At 73.7% G+C, this 21,894-nt stretch carries 22 protein-coding genes; 13 read left to right on the top strand and 9 right to left on the bottom strand.

Annotated features, from left to right (window positions below; translation table 11 throughout):
• Positions 1-182 precede the first annotated feature (182 nt).
• Complete coding sequence (locus JNK12_16130) at positions 183-1,790, top strand: hypothetical protein (GenBank protein MBL8777471.1); 1,608 nt, start codon at positions 183-185, stop codon at positions 1,788-1,790.
• Between the two features lie 108 nt (positions 1,791-1,898).
• Positions 1,899-2,282, top strand: coding sequence for a hypothetical protein (locus JNK12_16125; protein ID MBL8777470.1), 384 nt, complete (start codon positions 1,899-1,901; stop codon positions 2,280-2,282).
• Between the two features lie 24 nt (positions 2,283-2,306).
• Here JNK12_16125 and JNK12_16120 read toward each other — a convergent pair whose 3' ends face one another.
• Entirely contained in the window at positions 2,307-2,600 is a 294-nt protein-coding gene (locus JNK12_16120; GenBank protein ID MBL8777469.1) for a DUF3039 domain-containing protein, read from the bottom strand.
• Positions 2,601-2,645: 45 nt separating this feature from the next.
• Here JNK12_16120 and JNK12_16115 point away from each other — a divergent pair, with 45 nt between their 5' ends.
• A complete protein-coding gene (locus JNK12_16115; GenBank protein MBL8777468.1) occupies positions 2,646-2,816 on the top strand; it encodes a hypothetical protein in 171 nt (56 codons plus the stop codon).
• Positions 2,817-2,988: 172 nt separating this feature from the next.
• Here JNK12_16115 and JNK12_16110 read toward each other — a convergent pair whose 3' ends face one another.
• Positions 2,989-3,429, bottom strand: coding sequence for a hypothetical protein (locus tag JNK12_16110; protein MBL8777467.1), 441 nt, complete (start codon positions 3,427-3,429; stop codon positions 2,989-2,991).
• Positions 3,430-3,532: 103 nt separating this feature from the next.
• On the opposite strand from JNK12_16110, the gene JNK12_16105 reads away from it, so the two are divergent.
• A complete protein-coding gene (locus JNK12_16105; protein MBL8777466.1) occupies positions 3,533-5,371 on the top strand; it encodes a biotin carboxylase in 1,839 nt (612 codons plus the stop codon).
• A gap of 9 nt (positions 5,372-5,380) precedes the next feature.
• Here JNK12_16105 and JNK12_16100 read toward each other — a convergent pair whose 3' ends face one another.
• Positions 5,381-6,562 (bottom strand): AlkZ family DNA glycosylase, encoded by a 1,182-nt coding sequence (locus JNK12_16100; GenBank protein MBL8777465.1) that lies wholly within the window; start codon positions 6,560-6,562, stop codon positions 5,381-5,383.
• A 71-nt stretch (positions 6,563-6,633) separates the two neighbouring features.
• Here JNK12_16100 and JNK12_16095 point away from each other — a divergent pair, with 71 nt between their 5' ends.
• Positions 6,634-9,102: an EAL domain-containing protein gene (locus JNK12_16095; protein MBL8777464.1), complete on the top strand. Its 2,469-nt coding sequence runs from the start codon at positions 6,634-6,636 to the stop codon at positions 9,100-9,102.
• Here the strand turns inward: JNK12_16095 and JNK12_16090 are convergent.
• Positions 9,089-10,312, bottom strand: coding sequence for an aminotransferase class V-fold PLP-dependent enzyme (locus JNK12_16090; protein ID MBL8777463.1), 1,224 nt, complete (start codon positions 10,310-10,312; stop codon positions 9,089-9,091). The genes JNK12_16095 and JNK12_16090 overlap by 14 nt on opposite strands.
• A gap of 57 nt (positions 10,313-10,369) precedes the next feature.
• On the opposite strand from JNK12_16090, the gene JNK12_16085 reads away from it, so the two are divergent.
• Positions 10,370-11,449, top strand: a complete 1,080-nt coding sequence (locus JNK12_16085) for a transglycosylase SLT domain-containing protein (protein MBL8777462.1) — start codon at positions 10,370-10,372, stop codon at positions 11,447-11,449.
• Positions 11,450-11,488: 39 nt separating this feature from the next.
• On the opposite strand, the gene JNK12_16080 is transcribed toward JNK12_16085, so the two are convergent.
• Positions 11,489-12,937: an alpha/beta hydrolase gene (locus tag JNK12_16080; GenBank protein MBL8777461.1), complete on the bottom strand. Its 1,449-nt coding sequence runs from the start codon at positions 12,935-12,937 to the stop codon at positions 11,489-11,491.
• A 14-nt stretch (positions 12,938-12,951) separates the two neighbouring features.
• Positions 12,952-13,404: a hypothetical protein gene (locus tag JNK12_16075; protein ID MBL8777460.1), complete on the bottom strand. Its 453-nt coding sequence runs from the start codon at positions 13,402-13,404 to the stop codon at positions 12,952-12,954.
• A gap of 89 nt (positions 13,405-13,493) precedes the next feature.
• Between JNK12_16075 and JNK12_16070 the strand changes: the two genes are divergently transcribed.
• Together JNK12_16070 and JNK12_16065 are read left to right on the top strand one after the other, a co-directional pair.
• Entirely contained in the window at positions 13,494-14,162 is a 669-nt protein-coding gene (locus JNK12_16070; GenBank protein MBL8777459.1) for a hypothetical protein, read from the top strand.
• Positions 14,163-14,228: 66 nt separating this feature from the next.
• Complete coding sequence (locus JNK12_16065; protein ID MBL8777458.1) at positions 14,229-16,295, top strand: molybdopterin-dependent oxidoreductase; 2,067 nt, start codon at positions 14,229-14,231, stop codon at positions 16,293-16,295.
• 69 nt (positions 16,296-16,364) lie between these two features.
• On the opposite strand, the gene JNK12_16060 is transcribed toward JNK12_16065, so the two are convergent.
• Complete coding sequence (locus tag JNK12_16060; protein MBL8777457.1) at positions 16,365-17,537, bottom strand: hypothetical protein; 1,173 nt, start codon at positions 17,535-17,537, stop codon at positions 16,365-16,367.
• Positions 17,538-17,659: 122 nt separating this feature from the next.
• On the opposite strand from JNK12_16060, the gene JNK12_16055 reads away from it, so the two are divergent.
• Positions 17,660-18,409, top strand: a complete 750-nt coding sequence (locus JNK12_16055; GenBank protein ID MBL8777456.1) for a maleylpyruvate isomerase family mycothiol-dependent enzyme — start codon at positions 17,660-17,662, stop codon at positions 18,407-18,409.
• A 122-nt stretch (positions 18,410-18,531) separates the two neighbouring features.
• Here the strand turns inward: JNK12_16055 and JNK12_16050 are convergent, their stop codons facing one another.
• On the bottom strand, positions 18,532-19,230 hold the full coding sequence (locus JNK12_16050) for a hypothetical protein (GenBank protein MBL8777455.1): 699 nt from the start codon (positions 19,228-19,230) through the stop codon (positions 18,532-18,534).
• Positions 19,231-19,302: 72 nt separating this feature from the next.
• On the opposite strand from JNK12_16050, the gene JNK12_16045 reads away from it, so the two are divergent.
• From JNK12_16045 to JNK12_16030, 4 genes are read left to right on the top strand one after another with little or no spacing between them, the layout of a single operon-like run.
• Positions 19,303-19,752, top strand: coding sequence for a pyridoxamine 5'-phosphate oxidase family protein (locus tag JNK12_16045; GenBank protein MBL8777454.1), 450 nt, complete (start codon positions 19,303-19,305; stop codon positions 19,750-19,752).
• Between the two features lie 51 nt (positions 19,753-19,803).
• Complete coding sequence (locus JNK12_16040) at positions 19,804-20,241, top strand: D-tyrosyl-tRNA(Tyr) deacylase (protein MBL8777453.1); 438 nt, start codon at positions 19,804-19,806, stop codon at positions 20,239-20,241.
• Between the two features lie 33 nt (positions 20,242-20,274).
• Positions 20,275-20,484 carry a type II toxin-antitoxin system CcdA family antitoxin gene (locus tag JNK12_16035; GenBank protein ID MBL8777452.1) on the top strand — a complete coding sequence of 70 codons (210 nt, stop codon included), beginning with the start codon at positions 20,275-20,277 and terminating at the stop codon, positions 20,482-20,484.
• A complete protein-coding gene (locus JNK12_16030) occupies positions 20,481-20,786 on the top strand; it encodes a type II toxin-antitoxin system PemK/MazF family toxin (GenBank protein MBL8777451.1) in 306 nt (101 codons plus the stop codon). The genes JNK12_16035 and JNK12_16030 overlap by 4 nt, the downstream gene beginning before the upstream one ends.
• A gap of 69 nt (positions 20,787-20,855) precedes the next feature.
• On the opposite strand, the gene JNK12_16025 is transcribed toward JNK12_16030, so the two are convergent.
• Positions 20,856-21,830 (bottom strand): TauD/TfdA family dioxygenase, encoded by a 975-nt coding sequence (locus tag JNK12_16025; GenBank protein ID MBL8777450.1) that lies wholly within the window; start codon positions 21,828-21,830, stop codon positions 20,856-20,858.
• Between the last annotated feature and the right edge of the window lie 64 nt (positions 21,831-21,894).

Below are 21,894 nucleotides of genomic sequence, written 5' to 3'. Positions count from 1 at the left end.
GGCGCGCGACCGCTACCCTCCCTCATCGAACGCGGCCCGCGGTGCGGTGCTGCGTCGCGCGAGGACGAACGATGGGCGAGCAGCAGTCACCAACGGCCCGCAGGGGCACACCCTCTCCGCGGGCGCCGAGGGACGACGCCGCGGCGCGCCCCCAGCTCGTTGCTGTCCTTGCCGTCGTCACCGTGCTCATCGTCGGGTTCCTCGTCGTGCGCTCCGTCGGGTCGTCGGGCGGACCTACCCGGCTCGAGGAGGCCGATGCCTACCTCGCGGCCTGGGAGGAGAGCGACTTCCCCGCGATGGCCGCCGGCGTGGCCGACCCGCCACCCGAGTTCACGGCGCTGCACCAGCAGATGCTCTCCGGGCTGGGTGTGCGCGAGGCCGTCTACGAGCCGGGCGGCGCCCAGATCGACGGCGATCGCGCCACCGTCCCGTACCGCGCCAGCCTCACGCTGGGGGGCCTGGGCGTGTGGCGCTACGAGAACACGCTCAACCTCCTGAAGCGCGACGGCGAGTGGCTCGTGGACTGGAACCCGGCCACGCTCTACCCGGGCATGCAGCAGGGCCAGCGCTTCGCCCGCACCCGCACGGCGCCGACCCGTGCCGCCATCGTCGACCGCGACGGGCTCCCCCTCGCCGAGGGCACCGCCCCCCTGATCGTGGGCACCACGGCACCGGCCACCCCCGAGCAGGCTGCCGCGCTGGGCCCCTTCGTCGAGGCCGGGGACACCGTCGGCACGCAGGGCCTGCAGGCCCGCTTCAACGACGTGCTCTCGGGCGAGCCCTCGGGCCAGGTGCAGCTCATCGGCGCCGACAACATCCCCGAGATCGTCCACGTCTTCGAGGGCGCGCCGGGGGACTCCCTCGTCACCACCATCGATCCCCAGGTGCAGGCCGCGGCGGAGAACGCCATCTCGGTGGCCTCGGGCCCCGCCGCGTTCGTGGCCATCGAGCCGGGTACGGGCGAGATCCTCGCCGTGGCCAACAACCCGAGCGACGGCCTCAACCGGCCCATCAGCGGCGCCTACCCGCCGGGGTCGACCTTCAAGATCGTCACCACCAACGCCCTGCTCGGGGTGGGGGTCGACCCCGACGGGAACGTGTCGTGCCCGGCCACGGCCAACGGCTTCGGCAACTTCGCCGGCGAGGCCTTCGGCACCATCCCCTTCCGCGAGGCCTTCTACCGGTCCTGCAACACGAGCTTCATCATCCAGGCCGGCCTGCTGCCCGAAGGGGCGCTCGAGGCGTCGGCCGAGCAGTTCGGCTTCAACGTCGCCTACGACATCGGCATCGACGCGGTCGGGGGCAGTTTCCCCACCCCCGAGGGCCAGGGCGACCTCCTCGCCTCGTCGATCGGTCAGGGTCGGGTCACGGCCAGCCCGCTGCACATGGCGACGGTCGCCGCCGCGGTCTTCGACGGGAACTGGCGGGCGCCCACGCTCATCCACGGCGACCAGGCGCCGGAGCGGCCCGACCCCGTCCCCCTCGACGAGGGCATCGACGGCGCCATCGGCGAGATGATGCACGAGGTGGTCACCCTCGGCACCGGCGTGAACGCGGCCGTGCCGAACCGCGTCGTCGCGGGCAAGACCGGCACTGCCGAGTTCGGTCCCGAGGACCCGCCCGAGACCCACGCCTGGTTCATCGGCTTCGACGAGGACATCGCCTTCGCCGTCCTCGTCGAGGGTGGCGGCAGCGGTGGGTCGGCCGCCGCCCCGCTCGCGGCCCGCTTCGTGGCAGGCGTGCCTCCGCCGCCCCCGCCGACCACCACCACCACGGCGGAGGAAGACTGAAGGTCGTCGCCGGGCCGGTGACGTCGAGCGTGGTGGGGCAGTCCCTGCGCGCACGCGGTCGACGGGCGAGAATGCCACGGTGACCCGATCCGTCCGTCCGGCCTCCTGATGGCCGCGACCCCCTGCCGACCGTGGTGCCACCTCGGGGCTGCCACCCGTTCGGGCGAGGACGGCGCCCCCCAGCAGGGCCTGCGGTTGTCGCCGCAGGTCTCGTGCGGCGACGGCTGCCAGCCCGCCTTCACGGTCGCCTGGCTGTGCCTCGGCGCCGACAACGTGGACTGGCGCTCGGGCTTCGCCGGCAACACCTACCAGCCGCTGCGCATCATCGACCCGAGCCGTCCCGCCAAAGTGCAGGTGACGGCCACCGTCACGGTCTCGTGCTCACCGGACCAGTCCGCGGCGCAGTGCTCGACCACCTGGCTCGTGGGGTGGGAGGCCGGCGCCGTCCTGCACTCCATCACCGAGCTCGACAGCACCTGCCCCGGCGCCTGAGCGCCGAGGGGCGACCCGCTCGGGTCAGTCCGACGGCTGGTCGCGCAGGCCGTCGTTGAACATGCGGTACACGTCGTAGACCTCTTTGCAGGCCTGGCACAGCGGCAGCTGGCGGGGATCGCGCGACGGCACCCACACGTGCCCGCAGAGGGCCTCGATGGGGGTGCCGTTGATGCGGGCCTCGAGCACCTTGGCCTGGGCGTCCTCGCCGGGCTCGACCTTCACGATGTGGGCGACGAGCGGGGGACCGTCCTCCAGCTCGGGGTCGGACGGCCGGACGGTGATGACCGGCGAGGTCTCGGTGGTGGTGACGGACATGGCGCCGGGAAGCGTAACCCCGGGGGACCGGGGCAGACTCAGGTGGTGAGCTGGCGTGACGTCGACGACGACGAGTGGGATGCCGAGCTGGACGGCGAAGAGTACGACCTCGGCCCCCGGCGCCTGCCTCCCGCGGTGGTCGTGGTGGCGTGGCTGGTCGTGGTCGCGATGCTCGGCTCCGCGGTGGCCGCCTTCGTCGTGCTGCTGTTCGGCTGAGGGTCCCGACCGCTCGGGACACTCAGAAGATGTCTCGCAGGTGTCCCTGTTGTCGCCCGCGGGGTTGCAGGTCGCGCCGAGGACGAACGGGCGCAGGGGCTCGACGATCTGCGGCGGCCGTGTCAGCCGCCCAGGTGGTCACCGAGAGGGTGGTGCGAGCCGGGCGGCCCGTTCAGCGGAGGATTGCGACCGCCGCGCCCAGGGCCGCGAGGTTCACGGTGACGACGATTCCTGCGACGGCGAGCAGCCACGTCACCGTCTGGCGGTGCGCGTCGGCGATCTGTCGGGCCACGTCGGTTCGAACCCGCTCGAATTGTTGGTCGGTGTGGGCGCGAAGCGCACCGATCTCCGAGCGGACCGCGGCGAACTCGGTGGCGACCTCGCTGCGGACCGCGGCGAACTCGGCGGCGACCTCACCGCGGACCGCGGCGAACTCGGCGGCGACCTCACCGCGGAAGGTGGCGAACTCGGCGCGCATGTGGTCGCGGGTGATGGGCTCGTCGATGTCGCGTGCGGGGAACTGGGCCAGCAAGTCGTCCACCACCTCCTCGTCACCGACGATCGGGCTGAGCTTGTCGAACAGGGTGCTACGGGACTTCGCCTTCAGGGCCATGGCGCTACCTCTCGGGACGCGTCGGGTTCATGAAGGGGAAGTGACGGCATCGTATCGGCGTGCCGTGTGCTGTGAGCGGCCGATCTCCGGCGATGATGGCGCCATGGCCGACGTGGTGAGCCCGTTGCAGGGGACCGTGGTGTCCGTCGAGGTGGCGCCGGGCGCCACTCTGGGTGAGACGACGGTCGTGGCCGTGGTCGAGTCCATGAAGATGGAGCACCCCGTGCCGGCCGGGATGGACGGGACCGTCGACGAGGTGGCGGTGGCACCCGGCGACCTGGTGCACGCCGGCGACCCGCTGGTCCGGGTCGTGGAGAGCGCCGAACCCGCCGAGGTCACCGAGCCCGCGGCCCCGGTCGACCCTGGGCCCGCCGAGGGGGAGCGGGCCGACCTGGCCGAGGTGGTCGAGCGCCAGCGCCGCGCCTCCGACGACGCGGCGCGGCCCGAGGCCGTGGCCAAGCGCCACGCTCGGGGCCATCGCACCGTCCGGGAGAACGTGGCCGACCTCGTCGACGCCGGCTCGTTCGAGGAGTACGGCTCGCTCGTCCTCGCCGCCCAGCGGAGCCGCCGCAGCCTCGAGGAGCTCATCGCCCGCACCCCCGCCGACGGCCTCGTCGCCGGCCTGGCCCGCATCAACGGCGACCGCTTCGCCGACGAGCGGGCCCGCGCCGCGGTGGTCTCCTACGACTACATGGTCCTCGCCGGCACCCAGGGCCAGCAGAACCACGCCAAGAAGGACCGGCTGTTCGAGCTCGTCGAGCGCCTGCGGCTCCCGGTCGTGCTCTTCGCCGAGGGCGGCGGGGGCCGCCCGGGCGACACCGACTCGCCCGTGGTGGCCGGCCTCGACTGCTTGGCCTTCGCCCTGTTCGGGGGGTTGAGCGGGCTCGTGCCGCTCGTCGGGATCGTGAGCGGCCGCTGCTTCGCCGGCAACGCCGCGCTCCTCGGCTGCTGCGACGTCATCATCGCCACCGAGGACGCCAACATCGGCATGGGCGGTCCCGCCATGATCGAGGGCGGCGGCCTCGGCACCTACGCCCCCGAAGACATCGGGCCGGTGTCGGTGCAGGCGCCGAACGGGGTCATCGACGTGGTGGTGGCCGACGAAGCCGAGGCCGTGGCCGTCGCGAAGCAGTACCTGTCGTACTTCCAGGGGCCCCTGGGTGACAACGGCTGGGAGTGCGTCGACCAGACGCTCCTGCGCGACGCGATCCCAGAGAACCGCCGCCGCGTCTACGACGTGCGGGCGCTCCTCACGACCCTTGCGGACACGGACTCGGTGCTCGAGCTGCGGCGGGAGTTCGGCCAGACCATGGTCACGGCGCTGGTGCGCATCGAAGGTCGACCCGTCGGCGTCGTGGCCAACGACCCGGCCCACCTCGGCGGCGCCATCGACCGCGACGGCGCCGACAAGGCCGCCCGCTTCCTCCAGCTCTGCGACGCCCACGACCTGCCCGTGCTCTTCCTCTGCGACACGCCGGGCTTCCTGGTCGGCCCCGAGGCCGAGGAGCAGGCGCAGGTGCGTCACTTCAGCCGCCTGTTCGTCACCGGGGGCGCGCTCACCGTCCCGTTCTTCACCATCGTGACCCGCAAGGGGTACGGCCTCGGCGCCCAGGCCATGGCCGGCGGCAGCTTCCGCCGCCCGCTGTTCACGGTGGCGTGGCCCACCGGTGAGTTCGGAGGCATGAACCTCGAAGGTGCGGTGCAGCTGGGCTTCCGTCGCGAGCTCGACGCCATCGAGGAACCGGCCGAGCGCGAGGCGGCGTACCAGGCCCTCGTGGCCCGGGCCTACGAGCACGGCAGGGCCGTCAACCTCGCCAGCCACTTCGAGATCGACGACGTGATCGACCCGGCCGACTCCCGCCGGCGCATCGTCAATCTGCTGCGCTCGGTGCCCCCGACCCCGCCCCGGAGCGGCCGCAAGCACCCCGTCGACCCCTGGTAGGGGCCCGGCTCAGGCGAGCAGCTCGCGCTCCAGGGGGGTGGGGAAGCGGGCCTTCACCACCACGTCGCCCAGCCAGGACCCCACGGCCTCGGCCTCGTCGGCGAGGGCGGTGCTCGCCTCGGCGCCCACGTCCTCCAGCAGGTGGACGATCACCTCGCCACCCGGACGGTGGGCCCAGCCGCCCACGATGCGGCCGTCGCACCAGGCGGTGGGCCCGATGTTGCCGTTGCGGTCGAAGAGGCGGTCACGGTGGGGCCCGAGGTACCAGTCCCGCTCCTTCCAGCCCATGGCCGTCGGATCGAGTGAGGGGAGCAGCGCCACCCAGGGGTCGGGCGCGGTCACGGGCTCGAGGTCGTCGGCCAGCACCAGACCGACCCGGTCGCCGACGAGGCCGACCTCGGCGAGGTCCAGTGCGGACAGGGCCGCCTTGGTCACGCCCTTGCCCCAGCCCGTCCACCACTGGACGTCGTCGAGGGTGGCGGGGCCGAACGCGGCCAGCCACCGCCGGACGAGCTCGACCCGGGCCGCCTCGGCCGGCATCGGTTCGGGCTCGGCGTCGAGCCAGCGGTCGGTGGCGACCCACTCGTACTGGCTGCTGATCAGGCTGCCGCGCGGGCGCCCCCGCACGATGTGGCCCTGGGCCGAGAGGATGGTGAGCACCCGGGTGGTGATGCTGATCTCGGCGCCCCAGGTCTTGCCCTCGCCCATCACCAGCTTGCGGCGCAGCTCGGGGACGTCGGTCGAGAGCTGCGTGCCGGTGGCCGCGCCGCGTGCTTCCACCGCGGCCAGCGTCGCCGCGAGGACGCCGTCCAGCCAGGCCTCGGCGCCGGCGCCGAGCTCGGTCTTGGTCAGCTCGGTCACGAGCCGGCGCAGCTGCTGCGCGGCGATGGTGTCGGTGCAGGAGGCCTGGAGCACGGGAACGAGATCCAGCGGGACCACGAACATGGTTCGGCGCATCGCCAGCACCTTCAGCAGGGTGCGGTCGTCGTACAGCGCCCGCTCGAGATCGGCGACCGTCCGCTCGGGGACCCTCGCCCGGGCGGCGAGGAAGACCGTGGCGGGGTCGCTGGCGTGCAGCCCGACCAGTTGGCGGGCGACGTCCTCGAACGACCGGTGGGCATCCGCGCCACCCGCCAGCAGGTGACGGCGGCCGAGTCGGGAGCGCCGCTCGGCGTCGTCGATGGCGCGCACCGTCCGATCATGGCAGGGTGACCCGAGCCGGATGGCGCTCAGGGGGAGCCCACGCCGGCCGATGGGGAGGGATGGCCGTGGAGCCGCAGGCGAGCGCGGGGGAGCGCTTCGGGGGGATGGCGGCCCTGGAGGAACTGGTCGGGGCCCTCACCCGCCCCCGTCTCTACGCGGTCGACCCCCACACGCTGCTCGAGGTTCCCGCCCCGCCGTCGCTCGCCGCCCTGCTGCCCGAGCACTTCGCCTTCCTCGTCGCCGACGTGGTGCCGGGCGACCAGGCCCTCGCCATCACCTGCTACGACCAAGCCTGTCGTGCGGGTCTGGCCCAGGTGTTGTTGCGCTTCGAGGGTGCGGAGCGCCCCACGTTGTTCACCATCGCCGACGTGGTCGAGGAGACCGGCGTCCTCGCCTTCATCTTCTCCGACGACCCCGACGCCCTCGAGCCCGACGGCGCCGTCGACCTCATGCTGGACGAGGGGGGCACCGCTTCGGTGACCATCACCCCCGGGGGCAAGATCGTGGAGGTGTACGGGTCCCTCCCCGGCGTGCTCGACGAGGGCGACCCCGCCCTCATCGGCGCCTCCCTGGCCGCCCTCGTGCACCCCGATGATCTCGGCGAGGCCCTGGTGGCCTTCGCCGGCGTGCTCCATGACCACCGGATGGCCCGGCGCCTCCGGGCCCGCCTCGCCACCTCGGCCGGCGAGGGGGCCGGGGAGGGGGCCGGAGAGCGGGCCGGCCAGTGGCGGTGGATCGACTGCACGCTCTTCGCGGGGCGACGGGACGAGGCCGGCGAGGTGCTGGTGAGCTGCTCGCTCACCGACGTGGACGCCGACGTGCACGCCCGCGAGGCGCTCGCCGAGAGCGAGGACCGCTTCCGCATGCTGGCCGAGTCCATCCCCCTCGGAGTGTTCGGGGCGGACGGCGCCGGCCGGGTGCACTACGCCAACCGCACCTTCCGTGAGATCACGGGCCTCGACAACGTGGGCGAGTGGTTCGATCTCGCCCACCCGGACGATCGCGACGCGGTCACCGACGCGATCGAAGAGTTCGAGCGCAGCGGCGGGTTGCTCGACGTCGAGGTGCGCATCCGTCCCCCGGGCTGCTTCGAGTACCGCACGGTCCACGTCCTGGCGCGTGCGGTCCGGGCCGAGGACGGCTCGCAGAGCGGCGTGGTCGGGTCGATGGAGGACATCTCCGACCGCAAGGCGATGCAGGTCCGCCTGGCCCACGACGCCTCCCACGACCCCTTGACCGGCCTGACCAATCGGGCGCAGCTGGTGGCCGACCTGGAGGTCCGCCTGGCGTCGTCGTTCAGTGGCCGTGACCCCCTGGCGGTGCTGTTCATCGACCTGGACGGGTTCAAGCGGGTGAACGACTCGCTCGGCCACACCGCCGGCGACCAGCTCCTCACGACGTTGGCCGATCGCCTGGAGACCCAGGCCCGCACCGGTGACCTGGTCAGCCGCTTCGGTGGGGACGAGTTCGTCGTGGTGGCCGAGCAGACCGGCGGCCCCGACGGCGCGCTGGGCATGGCCCACCGGATGTTGCACGCCTTGTCGGCGCCCGCGGAGATCGCGGGCACGCAGATGCGCCCGCGGGCCAGCATCGGCGTGGCGCTCGCCTTCGACGCCGAGGCCACCCCCGAGACCCTGCTCCGGGACGCGGACGCGGCGATGTACGAGGCGAAGTCGCGGGGGCCGAACGGTGTGTGGCTGGCCGATGCCGCGGTGCGCAGCAGGGCCGATCGTCGATTCGGTCTCGAGGGGGCGATCGCCGACGCCTTGGCCGCCGACCGCTACCGCTTCGACTACCAGCCCATCGTCGATCTCTCCACGGGGCGCTACATCGGGGCCGAGGGCCTCCTGCGTTGGGACGACGAGGTCTTCGGGTCGACCTCGCCCAACGAGATCATCCCCCTCGCCGAGGAGACCGGGCTCATCCACCAGCTCACCGACTGGTCCGTCTCCAGGGCCGGGCGCGACCTGCGCACCCTGATGGGCCAGGCGGGACTCGATCGCAACTTCCCGCTGGGCATCAACCTCTCGTGCGCGCAGCTCAGCTCCCCGTCGTTCGTGCAGCGCTACCTGGCGGCCATCGACGCGGTCGGGATCGAGACCAGCGACCTGGTGGTCGAGGTCACCGAGACCGAGCTCGTGGAGGACGGATCGGTGGCCGAGCAGTCGTTGCTGGCCCTCGCGGACGCCGGCATCCAGGTGGCCGTGGACGACTTCGGCGCCGGGTACTCGTCGTTCGACTACCTGACCCGCATGCCGGTGACCTACCTGAAGATCGACCGGCGCCTCACCCGGGCGCTGCCCACGAACGCCCGGGCCCGTCGGGTGCTGGGCGCCCTGGTCACCATGTGTCTCGACATGGGGGTGGCCATCGTCGCCGAGGGCATCGAGACCGAGGCCGAACGGGACGCCTACCTGGAGATCGGCATCAACGCCGGGCAGGGATTCCTGTTCTCGCGCGCCATCACCGTCGAGCGCCTGGTCGAGGACCTTCGGGCCGAGGCCGGCGCCGGCTTCACCGCCGGGTGAGGCCGGCCACGACCTCCAGCAGGCGGTCGATGTCGGACTCGTCGTCGTAGCGCACGATGCTGGCCCGCACGGCGCCTCCCACCTCGGTGAGGCCGAGCGCGTCGATGAGCTCGAGGGCGTAGGAGTGCCCGTGCCAGACCGCCACCCGGGCCGCGGCGAGCGCGGTGGCGACCTCGTCTGGATGGTGACCCTCGACGCTGAAGAGGCTCGTGGGCGCCCGCTCGTCGCCGACGGTAGGGGCATGGACCGTGACCCCGGGCAGGCCGGCGAGGCCTCCCTCGAGGCGCTGGAGCAGCGCGGTCTCGTGGGCGATGGTCGCCGCCCACGGGGTCTCGGCCAGGAAGGCGGCGGCGCCGACGACACCGGCGAGCGACTCGAACGCCGGCGTGCCGGTCTCGAACCGGGACGGGCCGACGTAGTCGGCGGGCCGGACCCGGTAGGGCTCGACGTGGGCGAGAAGGTCCGGGGCGAGGGCCAGGGCCCCGACGTGGGGCCCGTACCACTTGTAGGCCGACGTCATGAGGGAGTCGACGCCGAGGTCGCGGTGGCTGGTGGGCAGGTGCGGGACGCGGGCCACGGCGTCGAGGTGCACCCGGGCACCGGCCGCGTGGGCGCGGTCGACCACGGCCGCGAGCGGCGGCACCGCCCCGGTGAGGTTGGACGCCCCCGTGACCGCCACCCAGCGGACGGGGCCGGCGTCCGGCCGGTCGGCGAGCAGGGCGTCGAGATCGGCGAGGTCCAGGTTGCCGCTCGGGGCGAGCGGCCAGAGCTCGACCTGGACCCCGCGGTCGGTGGCCATCTGCATCCAGGTCGAGACGTTGGCGTCGTGGTCCAGCTGGGTGCACACGATGCGGTCGCCCGGTTGGAGCGTGCGGCCCAGCGCTCGGGTGTAGCCCATCATCAGCGTGGTCGAGTTCGGCCCGAACACGATCTGGTCGGCGTCGGCCCCCACGAGGTCACCCACCGCGGCCCGTGCCCGGTCGACCAGCTCGCCGCACGCGGCGCTGGCCGCGAAGGCGCCGCCCAGGTTGGCGGTGGCGGGGGAGCGCCAGAACTCGACGAACGCATCGATGGCGGTGTCCACCGGGAGGGTGCCGGCGGCACCGTCGAGGCGGGCCCAGCCGTCGGACAGGCCGGGGAAGCGGTGCCGCACGTTCGGCGCGGTGCCATCGGTGGGGGAAGCGTCGGTCGGGCGCGGGGCGTCGGTCACCGCCAGATCATGCCCGGACGCCGCGTCACCCGTCGGTCCGCGGTGCACCCTGGGGGGATGCGTGGCGTCCGCTCGGTCGTGGCCGCGGGGCTCCTGGCCATGGCCCTCGCCGGCTGCGGCCAGGGGGTGACGGGCCCCGAGGAGGGGATGGAGGGCGCGGCCGCCGCCGTCACGGCACCGACGACCACCTCGACCATCCCGACCGCTCCGACCGACCCCGCCGGCGACGAAGGGGCCGACCCCGATGCGTCGTCCGGTCGGGGAGCAGATGGGTCCACGACGGCGGAGGACGCCACGGCGACGACGGCGTCGGCGCGTCCGGGCGGGTCCGGCAGGGCCGCCCCCGAGGGCGAGGTGGGCGCCGTGACGCCGCCCACCGAGGCGCCTCGGGCCGGTCGCTCGGTCGAGGCCCTGGCGGACCAGATCGCAGGCGCTGAGGCGGTGGTGCGCGATCCGGCCAGCAGCGAGGCCCGGGTGGCCCGCGAGGCCCACCGCCAGCAGGTCGCCTATCGGGAGCTCGCCCTGCACCCCGAGTGGCTCGACCCGGTGCTCGACGCCCTGCCCGCCGACCTGCGCACCGACGCGCTGCACCACGTCGCCGCCCGCCAGGAGTTCCTGGACATGGCCTCAGAGGCGTCGCTGGCGCCGGGGCCACCCGCCGAGTGGCGCGTCGACGCGCCGGCGCCGGCGGACGACCTGCTGCGGTGGTACCGCGGCGCCGGACGCGAGTACGGGGTGGAGTGGGAGGTGCTGGCCGCCATCAACCTCGTGGAGACCGGGCTCGGCCGCATCCGGGCCGACAGCGTGGCCGGCGCGCAGGGGCCCATGCAGTTCATGCCCGCCACCTGGGCCCGCTGGGGCAACGGCGATGTCCAGGACCCCCACCACGCCATCTACGGAGCGGCCCGGTACCTCGCGGCCAGCGGTGCCGCCGACGGCCGCCTGACCGACGCGCTCTGGGCCTACAACCACGACGACCGCTACGTGCGGGCCGTCAATCTGTACGCCGGGCTGCTGCGGCGCACGCCCCTGCTGTTCCGAGGCCTCTACCACTGGCAGGTGTACTACCGGTCGGCCGCCGGGGACCTGCTGCTGCCCGAGGGCTACCCCACGGTCCCGGCCTCGGCCCGCCCCTGACCCACCGCCCCCTGATCGCCTGCGCCAGGCCGCCTGGCGTCAGCCGAGGGCCGCAGGGTCGCCGAGGCGGAAGCACACCGTCGACGGGGGCGTCGACTGCAGGGCCGGGGCCCATGCCGCCGGCCGCATGGCCAGGCGGTGCAGCACCACGGCGGCACGGCCCCGGGCGAGCGGTGCGGTCGGCGAGAAGCGCGAGCCGGCCCCCCGGAGGAGGCCGTGGGCGGTGGCCCAGTCGGCGGCGGCGGCCTGCGTTCCGTTCCCGACGTCGACGTAGCCGGCGGAAGGAGCCCCCGTGGGTACCCCGGCGGCCCGCCAGAGCAGGGTGACGAAGCGACCCCGGGTGACCGCCCCGTCCGGGCGGGTGGGAACCGTGGGGGAGGGCGTGGGTCGGTCGAGCAGGGCCCAGACCGCGGCCTCGGCGGCGGCGCGGGTGAGGGGGTCGCTCCCGCGGAAGCGTCGGGGCCCTGCGGTCAGCAGCCGTGAGCGGACGGCCCAGCCGGCGGCGTGCTCGTAGCCCCGGCCGGCGGCGTCCGTGTACGGGGAGGGGGCGCCCACCCGGCACGAGAGGAACTGCAGCGCGGCGTCGCGGTCCTCGTCCCGGTACGCGGTGAGGTCGTGCTGGGCGCCGTGGTGGGTGTGGAAGAGGCAGTCGACGCCGGCGGCACGGATGCGCTCGCAGGTGTGGACGCCGTCGAAGCCCTGCCCGGGGACGAGGGTCTGGTCGTAGCCGACGACGGTGTCCTCGGACCCGTGGAACATTATGGCGGGCGCCTCACCGGCGTTCGGGACGGCGGTGCTGGCGCCGCTGAGGGAGATCGCCGCCGAGATGGCGGAGGACTCGCCGGCGTTCGGCCCACCGGGGGCCACGTACGAGTAGGCCGACTGGAGCGACGTGACCGCCCCGGCCGAGATGCCGCCCATCGAGATCCGCGTCGGGTCGATGCGGTACTCGTCGGCGTGCGCCCGCAGCCAGCGGACCGCGGCGCGGGCGTCGGCCGTGGCGTTCGTGATGCCGCGCGCCCAGTGGACGTCGTCCTCGGGCTCGAGGCGGTAGGTGGCGGTGACCGACACGTAGCCCCGGCGGGCGGACTCGCGCGTCCACCAGCTCATCAGGTCGCGGGTGCCGCGCTGGAAGGAGCCGCCGTGCAGCCACAGGATCACCGGGCGGGCCGCGGCGGGGTCGCCCTGCGGCTCGTACAGGTCGAGACGGAGCCGCTGCTGCTGGCCGAGCACGTTGGTGACCGTGGCGAAGCCCAGGCCCTCGGTGACGGTGACGGTGGGGAAGACCGGGTCGACGTAGCGCTGTGGCGCGTCGAGCCCCTCGGGGGCGCCGGGCTCGAGGGCCTGGCCCGCCGGCCGTGGCCACGCCGCGACGGGACCAGCAGACACGGTGGAGAGCGCCGTCGTCGCACCGGCGAGGAGCGCGAGGGCGCAGGCGACGGCGGGGACGACCCGGCGGGGGCCGGGAGGTCCGTGGCGGGAGGTCATGGCGCGGAGCGGGGTCAGCCGCCGGCGGGGGGCGCGACGAGACGGTTCACCGCGGCGACGAACCCGTCCGGCTTCTCGGCCGCGGGGACGTGGAGGCCACCGACCGACCCGTCGGCGAAGGCGATGGTGAGCATGGGTTTGTCGTAGGCCGCGCCCCGGATCCGGTCGAGCGGCCAGGATGCAGTCACGGCCTTGGGCTTGGTGATGGCGGTCTTGACCGGCAGGAAGAGGAGACGCTGGTCCGAGACGGCGAGGATGCCGGTGCGGTCGATGGCGGCGGCCATCGACCCGGCGGGGTCGGCCGTGGCCTGATCGGCCTGCATCGAGTAGTGGCGCATGCCCGGGGCCTTGACCAGGTCGGCGGCGCCGAGCACGCCCTTGCCCAACCCGTAGCAGGCGTCGGCGACGGTCTCGCCGGGCGCCAGATCGCCGTGGCCTCGCACCTTCTTCGCCGACTTCTCGCCCATCGCCCCGTCCTTCCGCCGTGGTGGTCCTTCGGCGTCGAGTTTCGCACGCCGGTCGGTGTGCTCGCCCGGTGGCGGCGTAGCGTCGGACCGTGCCTGCCGACACCGCGCCTGCCGGTCGCTTCGTCGCCGAGTCCGACTGCGAGTGCATCCACGACGGGCTCGTCACCCAGCCGGTCAACACCGTCACCAGCCTGGCGTACGTCGCCGCGGGGGTGGCACTGGCGGCGAGGGGCCGGCGGGTCGGCGGCGACCGTCCGTTCGTCGGCCCCGTGGCGGGAGCGCTCGTCCTCAACGGCCTGGGCAGCGTCGCCTACCACGGCCCCGGTGGGCGGTGGGGCAAGTGGCTGCACGACACCGGTCTCGTCGCGGTCAACGCCACCCTGGCCGTCGCCGGCCTGGCGCGCCTCCGGGGGTGGGAGCACGACCGGGTGCGCCTGGCCGACGCCGGCGTGGTCGCAGTGGGCGCGGGCGTCCTCGCCGTGCGCCCGGGCAGCGAGCTCGCCCTCGTCGCCCCGCTGGGCGTGGTGGCCGTCGGCCACGAGCTGATCCGCCCGTCGCGCCACGGGGGCGGCCGGCGGCTGCTTGGCGGCGCCCTGCTGGCCGTCGGCGCGGTCATCCAGGCCCGCTCGCGCACCGGCCAGCCGTGGTGCCAGCCGGAGGGCCCGTTCCACGGCCACGGCCTGTGGCACGTCCTGTCCGCCGCCGGCCTCTACCTCGTGGCCGACGCCGCCCTCGCCGAGTCCGCCGCCGGCGGCTGAGGGTCACGGAGGACCGCGGCCGGAAACCGCCAGCGTCATCGGTGACCCGTCGGTACCGTGCCCCCGATGCCTGCGACGACGGTGCTCGGCACCTGCCACCACGACTGCCCCGACTCGTGCGGCTGGGTGGCGACGGTGGACGAAGGTCGAGTCGTGCAGCTGCGGGGCAATCCCGCGCACCCCTACTCGCAGGGCGAGCTGTGCCCGAAGGTCAACCGCCTGGTGGCGCACGTGGGCGCACCCGATCGCCTGCTGCACCCGCTGATCCGCACCGGGGACAAGGGCGGCGGGCTCGACTCGTTCCGTCGGGCCACGTGGGACGAGGCGCTGGCGCTCGTCACCGAGCGCGTGGGCGATCTCATCGACCGCCACGGCGGCGAGACCGTCCTGCCCAACTTCTCGGCGGGCACGCAGGGCCTGCTCCAGATGTCGTGCCTCGACCGGCCCTTCTTCGCCGGCCTCGGCGCCTCCCGCATCATCGGCTCGGTCTGCGGCGCGGTGGCCGGCGCCGGCTTCGCCGCCACGTACGGCTCCGGTCGTTGTGCCGACCCGTCGGACCTGCGCCACGCCCAGCTCGTGCTCCTCTGGGGCACCAACACCCGGCTCACCAACCGCCACCTCTGGCCCGCGGTCGAGGAGGCACGACGCAACGGCGCCCGCATCGTGGTGATCGACCCGATGCGCACGGTCACCGCCGAGGCCGCGGACTGGTTCGTCCAGCCCCTGCCCGGGACCGACACCGCGCTGGTGCTCGGGATGCTGCACGTCCTGGTACGTGACGACCTGGTCGATCACGACTACGTCGGGCGCCACACCACGGGCTTCGCCGAGTTGGCTGCGCACGTCGCCGCCTGGACCCCCGAGCGGGCCGGCGCCGCCAGCGGCCTCGACCCCGCCGAGATCGAGGCGCTGGCCCGGGCCTACGGCGAGGCACGGCCGGCGTTCATCCGCACCCTCATCGGTGCCGAGCACCACGAGCACGGCGCCCGCTTCTTCCGGGCCCTCGGGTGCCTGCCTCTGGTGACCGGCTCGTGGCGCCACCTGGGTGGGGGCCTGGCCCGGTCGACGTCCGCCTGGAACGACGGCCCCATCGACGAGACGGTCTTCGACGCCCCTCGGGCCACCCGCGGCTTTCCCGTGGCCCGCCTCGGCCAGGCCCTGACCGAGGGGCACCCCGACGGCGGGCCACCCGTCCACGCCCTCTTCGTGTGGTGCAGCAACCCGATCCTGTCGCTGCCCAACGCCGGCGCCATCCAGCGCGGCCTCGCCCGCGACGACCTGTTCACCGTCGTCAGCGAGCAGTTCCTCACCGACACCGCCCGCTACGCCGACGTGGTCTTCCCCGCCGCCAGCCAGCTCGAGCAGCTCGACGTCGTGCCGGCCTGGGGGCACCTGTACCTGGGGTGGAACGAGCCCGCGGTCGCCCCGCCGGGTGAAGCCGTGCCCAACACCGAGCTCTGGCGGCGACTGGCGGCGTCCTTCGGGCTGACCGACCCCCGCTTCGCGCTCGACGACGAGGCGCTCCTCCGTCTCGCGATGAAGGACGTCGACGTGGACGAGCTGCGCCGCGAGGGCTTCGTCCGCCTCCCGCATCCGGACCCGCTCCTCCCGTACGCCGAGGGCGGCTTCGCCACGCCGTCGGGCAGGGCCGAGCTGTGGGCCGGCGACCTGTACGACGCCGGCGCCCGGGTGCCCGACCACCTCGTGGCCGCGGAGGGTCCGCCCGGTGTCACCGATCCTGGAGGAGCCGCCGCCGCCGACCCGAGCGCGGGCGCCTACCCGCTGGCGCTGCTCACGCCGAAGGTTCACCAGCGTTTCCTGAACACCACCTACTCGGACCACCACGGCGCCCGCGAGGGCGGTGGTCCGTGGGTCGAGCTCGACCCGGCCGATGCCGCCGCTCGGGGGATCGCCGAGGGCGATCGGGTCCGGGTCCGCAACGACCGTGGCCACCTCGACCTGCCCGCCCGCCTCAGCACCCGCCTCCGTCCGGGCGTCGCCCTCGTCCCCTGGGGGTGGTGGGGCGAGGACCGGGCCGCCAACGTGCTCACCAGCGACCGCCCCACCGACTGGGGCGACGGCGTCGCCTACCTGGACACCCGGGTCGAGGTCGAGCCCCTCGCCCGCCCCTGAACTCGACGCACTAGCTGTCGGAATCCGACAGGCATTGCGTCGAGTTCGGCGGGATCGGAGCCCGGGCGGTCAGGCCCCTTCGTCGGGACCGCCGCAGTCCGGGCCGCAGACCACGTCGGGGACGTCCTCGCCGGCGACGTAGGCGGTGAGCCACTCGAGGAACGACTCGCCGTTCACCTCGAGGGTGTAGAGCGCCGGCGTGCCCAGGATGGTGTGGTCGGTGCCGGGGGCGAGGTAGCTGGCGACGGGGACGCCGCCGTCCTCGATGTACGCCTCGTTGGCCTGGATGGTGGTCTTGAGGTCGTCGCCCGCGAACCCGGCCAGCTCGGAGAAGCTCGACTGCACGTCGTCGTAGGCGTTGTCGTAGCGGGCGAAGCGCACGTCGGGGGCGTGGAGGCCGGCCTGCACGAAGAGGTCGGTGACGCCCCACTCCTCGGGGGTCAGTCCCTCGTTCTCGGGCCAGTCGGGCACGTTCGCGAAGGTGCCCCACAGAGAGCCGATGGCGGCGTTGATGGCGGGGCTGCTCGGGTACGCCCCGGAGGCGTCGGCCAGGACGGTGACCTCGGCATCGGGCAGGTCGTCGGCCACGAGCGCACCGAACATGGGCGAGGGCACGCCGCCGGCACTGGACCCGGTGACGACCACCTCGGAGGCGTCGCCGAACTCCTCGAGCAGGGTGTCGTAGGCCGCGCTGGCGTTGACGAAGCCCTTGTGGCTGACGGTGACGTCCTCGGAGTACTCGTGCTCGCTGTCGCCGAGGTGCAGGTCGCCGGTGCAGTAGGGCACGTACACGAAGGACCAGTCCCGGAAGGGGTTGGCCGGGTCGTTCAGGTCGAAGACGCCCGACGGCTCGCGGGTGTCGGTGCCCGTGACCTCGAGGCCCGAGGCCACCTGGGAGTAGCTGTCGCTGCCCTCGGCGCACATGTCGGCGCTGAAGCAGGCGCCACCGCCTTGGAAGTAGAGGACGACCTTGTCGGGGTCGCCGGTGCGGGTCCAGTACGAGTAGGGGTCGCCGTGGGCGCACTCGCACTCGGGCGGGGCCTCGTGCTCGACCCACTCGGTGGCGGGGTCGACGGGCTCGACCGGCGCATCCCCGGCGGTGGTGTCCGACGTCTCCTCGCCGGTCGCCGCCGTGGTGTCGGCGCCGGCGTCCTCGCTGCCTGAGTCGCTGCTGCACGCCGCAGCGGCGACGAGCAGCACGAGGGCGAGGACGAGGGCGGGAAGTGGCAGCCGGCGTGTCATCGCCCGGCACGCTACCTGTCGCGTCCGTGACGGACGGCGGGAATCGGGGGCTGGCGGCGGGGAGCAGGTGGGAGACTCGGCGCGAACACCCTCTCGGACCAGCCCTCGCCCCAGGAGCGCCCGTGCTCGACCTCGATCCCGACGACTACGACCGCCAGCTGGGCTGGGTGCGCCACGCCGACGACCAGGTGCTGGCCGTCCTCGACGCCCTGCCCGAACCGGCCTTCGCCGGCCCGTCCCTGCTGCCGGGCTGGAGCCGGGCCCACGTCGCCGCCCACCTGGCCCACAACGCCGAGGGGCTCGCCCGCCTCGCCACGTGGGCCGCCACCGGCGTGGAGACGCCCATGTACGTGTCGGCCGAGTCGCGGGCCGCCGACATCGAGGCCACGGCGGCGCACCGGCCCGCCGACGTCCGCGAGAAGGTGGCGGCGGCGTCCACGCGCCTGGTGCTGCAGCTCGAGGAGCTGCCGATCGCCGCCCGCACGGTCGAGGTGCGGGGCCTGTTCCCCCCGGCCTTCCCCGCCGGGACCCTGCCCTGGCAGCGCGTGCGTGAGCTGTGGGTGCACCTCGTCGACCTTGACGCCGGCGTGGCCCTCGCCGACATCCCGGTGCACGTGCAGGAGGCGCTGCTCGACGAGGCCGCCGAGCGGTCGGTGGCGCGCGGCGTCGATCCGGCGATCGCCCTGGTCGAGGACGGCGGCACGTGGTGGCAGCTGGGCGAGGGACTCGCCGCCACCACCCTCACCGGTCCCCGGCCGGCACTGCTGGCCTGGCTCACCGGCCGTCCCGCCGGCGCCGGCCTCGGGCCCGACGCCCTGGTGGTCACCGGCGCCGGCGCCCCCGAGCTCCCCGAGCGCCCCGCCTGGCCCTGACGCGCTCGACGATCAGGGCCGATAGCGGGACGGGTCACCGCCACGTCCACCGTTCCGGGACCAGGTTTCCGCTCTCACACCGTTCTGTTTCTGGTCCCAGAACGGATCGATACCGGCCCGGATCAGGGCTGGTCGCCCGACGGGCGGTCGCCGGCGAAGGTCTCGACGCACGAGTACGTGAAGTCCGCCTCCTCGTAGTACAGCCGTTCGCCGCACGTGCCGCCGTAGAAGCGGAGGGAAGAGTCGGAGTCGAAGAGGTCGTCGCAGGCGTCGAGCGCGCCTTCGTGACAAGCGGTGGCCAGGTCCACGATGGCGGGGTCGGTCTCAGCGGCGACGTCCTCCGGCGGCGGCGGGACGGAGGGGACCAGCACGATGTCGCTCTCCCCGCAGTCGGCGCCGAGCCCGGCGGCGCGCGCCTCGATCACCACGGTGACCGCGTTCTGGCGCTGGCTGAAGGCCTCCTCATCTTCGTCGCGCACCTGGAAGAGGTGGGCGTACTCGGCTACGCCGTCGACGAGGGCCTGGGCCATGCCCTGCTGATCGACCGGCGGCGAGAGCGCGGCGAGGTCGGCAGCCACCGCCCGCATGGCGACCGCCCCGGCCTCGCTGCTCTCCTCGTAGCCCGTGGTCTCGGCCGCTTCGACCGACTCGTTGCAGAGCGCCGACACCCGCGCCGCGTAGGCGGCTGCGTCGAGCGGTGGGTCCGTGTCGTTCACCGGCGGAACGCCCTGGTCCTGGTCGGCGCCGACGATGAGTACCACGACGACGGCGCCGACGAGCAGCCCGACCGTCGCCCAGATCGCCCGCGAGTGCCGTCCCATCCCGCAGACGCTACGCGCGGGCTACCGTCGCCGCGCGGCGCGACCGCGCCGTCGCACAGGGGGAGGCACGACGTGGCCCAGGTCAACATCACGATGTCCGAGCCGGAGCGCCAGGAGTTCCTGGCCGGCCTGCACATCGGCGTCGTCAGCATCAACGAGCCCGGACGGGGTCCGCTGACCGTGCCGGTCTGGTACGACTACGCACCCGGCGGCGACGTGTCGTTCATCACGCCGGCCGAGTCCCGCAAGGCGGCGCTGCTCGAGGTGGGCGGACGCATGAGCCTGTGCGCCCAGGACGAGGAGTTGCCCCCCAAGTACGTCAGCGTCGAGGGCGAGATCACCGAGATCCGGCCGGCGTCGGTCGAGGGCGACGTCACCGACATGGCCGTCCGCTACCTCGGCGAGGAGATCGGCGCCATGTACGTGGCCAACTCCCGCGAGGAGGACCCCCGCGACGAGGTCGTGGTCACCTTCCGCCCCACCCGCTGGTTCAGCGCCGACTTCGGGAAGCGCATGGGCTGAGGTCCACCGTGCCATCCACCCGGGGAACGGCCGGACGGGCAGGATGGCGCCATGCGAGGACTGGTGCAGCGGGTGACCCGGGCGCAGGTCGAGGTGGACGGCGAGGTGGTGGGCGCCATCGGCGCCGGCCTGTGCGTGCTGGTGGGCGTGCGCCGCGACGACACCGAGGCGCAGGCCCGGAAGCTGGCCGACAAGGTGTGGGGCCTGCGGGTGATGGACGACGACGCCGGGGTGATGAACCGCTCCGTGGCCGACACCACCGGCGAGGTGCTGGTGGTGAGCCAGTTCACCCTCTACGGCAACACCGAGAAGGGCCGGCGGCCCTCGTGGATCGAGGCGGCGCCGCCCGAGCACGCCGAGCCCCTCGTCGACCTGGTGGTGACGACGTTGCGCGACCTCGGCGCCACCGTGGCCACCGGCCGCTTCCGCACCGACATGGCCGTCACCCTCACCAACGACGGCCCCGTCACCCTCCTGCTGGAGGTGTAGCACGCTGCTAGCACCGGTCGCTAGCATCAGAGTATGGCGTCGGTGCGCACCACCTTCACGTTGGACGAGGAGCTCGCCGGGCAGGCGCGGCGGCTCGGGGTGAACGTCTCGGCGGCGGCTCGGGACGGCGTGCGGGAAGCGGTGTACGCCGCCCTGGCTCGAGAAGACAGAGCGGCGTACGAGCGACATCCCGAAGAGGATGACGACGTCTGGATGGAGCTCCAGGAGTGGAGCGAGAGGTGAACCGAGGCGAAGTCTGGCTCGGTGAGGTGGCGCGGAAGGTGCGCCCGGTGGTGGTGCTCACACGCGACGAGGTGATCGACGTCCGGTCCCGGGTCACCGTGGCCGAGGTCACGACGTCGATGCGCGGCTTGGCCGTCGAGGTCCCGATCGACGACGACATCGGCCTCGACCGACCGTCGGTGATCAACTGCGATGGCCTCTACACCGTTCCCCGCCGGGTGCTGACCCGGCGGGTGAGTCGGCTCGACGACGACACGATGCGCCAGGTGTGCTGGGCGCTCAACCGCGCGTTGGGATGCTGATCGGCGCGACGAAGCGTTCATCGGAACGCTCTTTGCCGTCGCGGGGCGTCGGTAGGGCTCTCGCCGGCGTCAGCGGGGGCGGTCGCCGACGATGCTGGCCCGTTCCATGATGCGGACGTCGGGCCAGTAGTCGCTGACGGCGTAGTGCTGGACGGCCCGGTTGTCCCAGAAGGCCACCGAGTCGGGCGTCCACTGGAAGCGGCACTGGTACTCCGGGTAGTCGGCCTCCCGGCACAGCCGGTCGATGAGGGCCGTGCTCTCGTCGGGCTCGAGGCCGACGATGTGGCTGGTGAAGATGCGGTTGACGAACAGGGTGGGCAGGCCCGTCTCGGGATGGGTGCGCACCACGGGGTGCTCGACCGTCGGGTACTGCTCGCGCATCGCGGCCTTGTCCTCGTCGGCCACCTGGTGGCCGAACACCTGCATGAAGTCGTGCACCGCCACGAGGTCTCGGACCTGCTCGCGGAGGTCGGCGTCGAGGCCCTCGTAGACGGCGTGCATGTCGCAGAAGAGCGTGTCGCCGCCGGTCCGGGGGACCGAGATGGCGTGCAGCACCGCGCCCATCGAGGGAACCTCTCGCCACGTGACGTCGGCGTGCCAGGCGTTCTCGTAGCCGCCGACGTCGGCCCCCTTCTCGAAGCGCACGAGCTCGGGGTGGTCGGGGTTGGCGGGGATGAAGGGGTGGATCTCGAGCTCACCGAACCGGCGGGCGAAGGCCACGTGGTCGGCCGCGGTGAGGCCCGTCTGGTCGCGGAAGAAGATGGCCTTGTAGGCGAGGAGAGCGGCTCGGAGCTCGGCGATGGCTTCGTCGGACAGGTCCCCCGAGAGCCGGATGCCGGTCAGCTCGGCGCCGATCGTGGCCCCCATCGGGCGGGCCTCGAAGTGCTCCCACTCGAGGTCGGCGAGGCGCGCCCGCTCGCGGTGGAGGTGGCCGACCGGGCCGACCTGCACGTCGTACGGAGCGACCACGAAGCGCTTGGCCGCCAGCTCGCTGGCGGGATCCCGCTCGGCGGTGGCGATGGCCGGATCGGTGGACGTCGACATGGTTCCCCCTCACCCGCCGGCGCCGGGGCCGGCGGCAACCGAACGCTAGCGTCGGCGCCGGCGA

It is taken from the genome of Acidimicrobiales bacterium, from assembly GCA_016794585.1.
Taxonomy (GTDB): Bacteria; Actinomycetota; Acidimicrobiia; order Acidimicrobiales; family DATDAH01; genus JAEUJM01.
Note: the sequence above shows the minus strand (reverse complement) of the source record. Positions and strands in the feature narration are given on the sequence as shown.